Annotated in this window: 5 protein-coding genes and 1 tRNA gene; 2 read left to right on the top strand and 4 right to left on the bottom strand. The window is 61.6% G+C overall.

Features of this window, described 5'->3' with window-relative positions; translation table 11 throughout:
* Positions 1-204 precede the first annotated feature (204 nt).
* Both G6018_RS07240 and G6018_RS07235 read left to right on the top strand, forming a co-directional pair.
* Positions 205-531, top strand: coding sequence for a nucleotide pyrophosphohydrolase (locus G6018_RS07240; protein ID WP_182610469.1), 327 nt, complete (start codon positions 205-207; stop codon positions 529-531).
* A complete protein-coding gene (locus tag G6018_RS07235; protein WP_182610470.1) occupies positions 518-2,224 on the top strand; it encodes a DUF2075 domain-containing protein in 1,707 nt (568 codons plus the stop codon). The genes G6018_RS07240 and G6018_RS07235 overlap by 14 nt, the downstream gene beginning before the upstream one ends.
* A gap of 10 nt (positions 2,225-2,234) precedes the next feature.
* On the opposite strand, the gene G6018_RS07230 is transcribed toward G6018_RS07235, so the two are convergent.
* The 4 genes from G6018_RS07230 to G6018_RS07215 all read right to left on the bottom strand — a co-directional run.
* Positions 2,235-2,308, bottom strand: a tRNA-Leu gene (locus G6018_RS07230).
* A 51-nt stretch (positions 2,309-2,359) separates the two neighbouring features.
* On the bottom strand, positions 2,360-3,313 hold the full coding sequence (locus G6018_RS07225) for a Ppx/GppA phosphatase family protein (RefSeq protein WP_347237820.1): 954 nt from the start codon (positions 3,311-3,313) through the stop codon (positions 2,360-2,362).
* Between the two features lie 38 nt (positions 3,314-3,351).
* Entirely contained in the window at positions 3,352-3,903 is a 552-nt protein-coding gene (locus G6018_RS07220) for a DUF501 domain-containing protein (RefSeq protein WP_182639261.1), read from the bottom strand.
* A partial coding sequence (locus tag G6018_RS07215; RefSeq protein ID WP_182639260.1) for a septum formation initiator family protein occupies positions 3,900-4,564 on the bottom strand: 665 nt, incomplete at its 5' end. The genes G6018_RS07220 and G6018_RS07215, both read right to left, overlap by 4 nt.

Genomic DNA, 4,564 nt, shown 5'->3' with positions numbered 1-4,564 from the left:
CTCACACTCCATGAATCAGCGGGGCTAAGCACGCCAGCGAGGGCCGGTGGTCCCCACAGACGCGATCACCGGCCCCCAACGGCAATACTGCTGGCCCCCAGACGCAATATCCGGTGGCCCCCAAGCCTCCAAATACTCATCCCATTCCACAGCCTTTCGCGAAGACACCGCGCGCCATCAACGCCGCGCTGTCAAGATGGTCACATGGATTCTCCTCAACGGCACGTACGGGACGAGCTACGTCTGTTCGTAGCGGAGCGAGACTGGGCGCAGTTTCACTCTCCCGCAAACCTAGCAAAGTCGGTATCGATCGAAGCAGCAGAGCTACTAGAGTGTTTCCAGTGGTCCGACGACTACGACATAACGGAGGTGCGTCTTGAACTCGCAGATGTGCTTACATATGCCTACCTCTTGGCAGATCGTCTCGGAGAATCCCCCGAGCGGTTAGTTTTGGAAAAGCTCGCTATCACCCGAGAAAAGTACCCCACCGCAACCGCCAGAGGACGCAGCGACAAGTATGACAGGCTTTAGGATCGACAAGTTCGCCTTTGACCCTGACGCGGTGAGCGTGTGGGCCGATACAGACCCACGGCATAAGAACTGGCCGGTCGTCTATACCCTTGACGGCCAGTCTGAAATCTACATTGGTGAATCGATAAATGGGTCCGGCCGCCTACGTCAGCACATTGACTCCGGCAAAAAACACCAGCTGAATCACGCCCGAGTGATCATCGACGAAACTTTCAATAAGTCGGTATGCCTCGACCTGGAAAGTTATCTGATTCGGTTGGCCGCTGGCGATGGAAAATTCAAGATCCTCAACAGAAATGACGGGATCACTAATGCCGATTACTACGGACGCCCTGGATATCAAGAGAAATTTGACCAGATTTTCGAAGAGCTCCGCTCGGAGGGTATCTTCACTCGCACAGTAGCCGAAATTGAGAATACTGACCTTTTCAAACTCTCGCCTTTCAAGGCGCTGAATCAAGAACAGACCATCACGGTCGAGGACATCCTCAGCGGACTCTTCGAGGATCTCGAAAACGATCGGGAAAGTCGGATCCTGATTCACGGAAACCCCGGAACCGGAAAAACGGTCATCGCCATCTATCTCATGAAGCTCCTGTCCGACATCCAGAGCACAGAAGAAACCGAACAGCCCGAAGGCGACTCCCTCCTCAGCGAGTTCTTCGCGCCGGGCTTCCCTGAGCTTCTCAAGAATTTCCAGATCGGCCTCGTCGTGCCGCAACAGTCACTTCGAAAATCTATTCAAGAAGTTTTCAAGAAGACTCCGGGACTTTCGCCTATCGCAGTACTCACACCATTCCAGGTCGGACAAAGTGAGTCCGAGTACGACCTGCTGATTGTCGATGAAACCCATCGACTCAGCCAACGTGCGAACATGCCCTCTGCGATGAAGAACATCGAGTTTCGAGAGATTAACGAAAAGCTCTTTGGAGAAGACGACCCTAAATACACTCAGCTTGACTGGATCAATCAGCAAAGCAGGCATCAGATCTACCTGCTTGATTCAGCGCAAAGCGTAAGAACAATGGATGTTTCCAAGGCGTCGCTGGACGCCTTGGTCGATTCGATCGATATTGAGACCCGCTCGTACCGCCTTTCATCCCAGATGCGCGTCAAGTCTGACCAGGACTATGTCGGATACATCAGGCGAGTGCTTTCGAACGAACAGCCCGCGCGGCAGCACTTCGAAGGCTACGAACTTCGGCTATTCTCCGATTTTGGAGATTTTGTAAGCGCGATTCGAACTCGCGAAAAGGAAGTGGGGTTATCCCGATTCCTAGCCGGGTACGCGTGGCAGTGGCAGTCAAAGAACGACAAGTCTGCCTATGACATCGTGATCGACGGATCCAAATTTCGGTGGAATCAAACGGACGTCGATTGGGTAAATAGCGCGAACTCCATTGATGAGATTGGATCTATACACACTATCCAGGGTTACGACCTCAATTACGCGGGCGTCATCATCGGACCGGACCTTACTTACTCCCCGCAGTCCGGAGAAATGAAGTTTGACCGAGCACAGTTCTTCGACGGAAAAAGCATCCAGAGAAACAAGCAGCGCAAGTTCACCAACGACGAACTTGTCCGCTACATACAGAACATCTACGCCGTCTTGCTCACTCGAGGGATGCTCGGAACCTATGTCTATGTCTGCGACCCAGAACTTCGGGCTTATCTCGCGAAATACTTCTAGGTCGCAACGGTACCCCCAGTCGGACTCGAACCGACACTTTGACGGTTTTAAGCCGTCTGCCTCTGCCAATTGGGCTATGGGGGCTTGCCAGCCTCGCCGGGGCGGGCCGGGTGGCGCGCGATACGCGGTGCCGAACTAGCCAGCCAGGCGAGTCAGCACCGACATCGCGATGCCGTCCAGGATGTCCTTCTCACTCACGGTGAGTTCGGACAACCCGGCGCGCTCTGCCATCACATCACACAGCTCCTGGACCACGATGGAGCCCCCGCCGATCACATCCGCGCGGCCCGGATGCATGGGCCCCAAGCTGCGGCGCTCGGTCACCGAGGACGCCACCAGACGGTCGCAGACCTCACGCATCCGATCGAGCGGGACCACGCTGCCGTGGATCCGCTCGGGGTCGTACTCCCCCAGTCCCTCAGCCAACGCACTCAACGTAGTAAAGGTGCCCGCCACCCCCACCCAGCGGTCGGCCAGGCCGACGGGCACGTCGCCGGCCTCGGCCAGCGCGTCGGCGATGACGGCCCGGGCCTCCGCGATCTCGTCCGCCGTGGGCGGATCCGAGTGGAGCACCCGCTCGGTGAGCCGCACACAGCCCACGTCGAGGCTGCGGGCGCCGAGGATCTGAACCTCGCCGTGCACAATCTCGCCCACCACGATCTCCGTGGACCCACCGCCGAGATCGGTCACCACGAATGGTCCGTTGGACGGGTCGAGGTCGATCACCCCGCCGGCGAAGGTCAGCTCGGCCTCGGTCTGCCCGGAAATCACCTCGGCCACCGCGCCCGGGAAGTGCTTGCCGAGCACCTCGGCGGTCATGTCGAAGAACTCATTCTTATTGCTGGCGTCGCGGGTGGCGGAGGTGGCCACCATCCGCACCGACTGCACGCCGAGCTCGGCCATGGTGGCCGCATAGTCAGTGAGTGCGGTGCGGCATCGCGAGATCGCTTCGGTCGAGAGCCTGCCGGTAGCGTCGACGCCCTCGCCCAGCCGAATGATGCGCATCTCGCGAGTGACGTCGGTGAGCCCGGACTGGCCGGGCACTCCCTCGGCCACCAGCAGCCGGATGGAGTTGGTGCCGCAGTCCACGGCTCCAACACGAACAGCGCCATCAGCAGCAGTCGCGGTCACTCCTGCTCCTGCGCGTAGTAGTCGGGCACGCCCAGCTCCTCGGGCGTGGGCCAGTCCTCCGGTAGCGCGGTGCCGCGCAGTCCGGCCTCGCAGGCCAGGGCCACGGACTCGTCGCCCAGCCACACCACGCCCGGCCCCTCGGCCAGCGCGTACGCCATCAGCACGTGCAGGCACTTGACCCGCTCGGGCATCCCGCCACCGGAGAAGTCGGTACCCAGGTCCTCGATCTCGTTGCGCTGGGACAGATACCGCTCATGCGCCTGGGTGTAGTTCAGCGCCATCTCGGGGTCGGAGGTCAACCTCGTCGTCATCCCCCTCATGATCCCCGCGGATTCCTGCCGACTCGCCTCGGCGGTGAGCCGCGGATCGGTGAGGTAGTACAGCGTCGGGAACGGGGTGCCGTCCTCCAGCCGCGGCGCGGTCTTGACCACCCCGGGCCTGCCGTCGGGACTGCGGTAGGACACCTCCAGCACCCCGCGCGGTCGCCGACCCAGCTGGGCCTCGATCGCCTCGAGATCGTCACTGGACACGCTGTGTTCGGCGCTCACGCTGGGGGGTCCTCCTGTGGTTGGGGTTGAGTTGCGTCGTCGCCCGGGGAATCGACACCGAGGTGCCCGCGTCGGGGATCGACCGGAACGGCCGGGGTGTCGGGGCCGCCGGGGATGCTGGTGCCCTCGAGGACCGACGTACCCCCCGGGAGACTCGAGTTCTCCGGGAAGATGGGATCGGCGGGCACGGAGATGGAGTCCCACACCCGCGTCTGCCACGGCAGCGCCGCCAACTCGGCCGCCCGCTGCTCGGCCGCCGCCTGCTCCACCGGATCCACCGGGCTCACCCGGTACGGGGTCTCCCCCGGCTTGACGGCGCCGAAGCGGATTCGGGCCTGCTGCTCGATGTACGCCGGATCGGCGAGCAACTGCTCCTCGGCCTCGAGCTCGGCGATCGTGGCCTGCAGCGCGGCCCGCTCCTGCGCCACCGCCTTCTCGTCCGAGAGGAACTGGTAGTGATTGCGCAGGGGGAACGACACCGTCACCAAGAGAATGATGGCGACGACGGCGAGCAGACCGATCCGCCGAGGCGTGTAGTTCCGCGGGCCCAGCACAGTGTCCGAGAGATCGGTACGCGTGGTGAGCCGGTGGGCCTCCGGATGCGCGGTCGAGCCCACCCGGCCGGAGCGGGCCGAGGCGGGCACCGGCCGGTCCCGCTCCC

Origin of the sequence: Dietzia sp. DQ11-44, from assembly GCF_014145205.1 — a bacterium.
Taxonomy (GTDB): domain Bacteria; phylum Actinomycetota; class Actinomycetes; order Mycobacteriales; family Mycobacteriaceae; genus Dietzia; species Dietzia natronolimnaea.
Note: the sequence above shows the minus strand (reverse complement) of the source record. Positions and strands in the feature narration are given on the sequence as shown.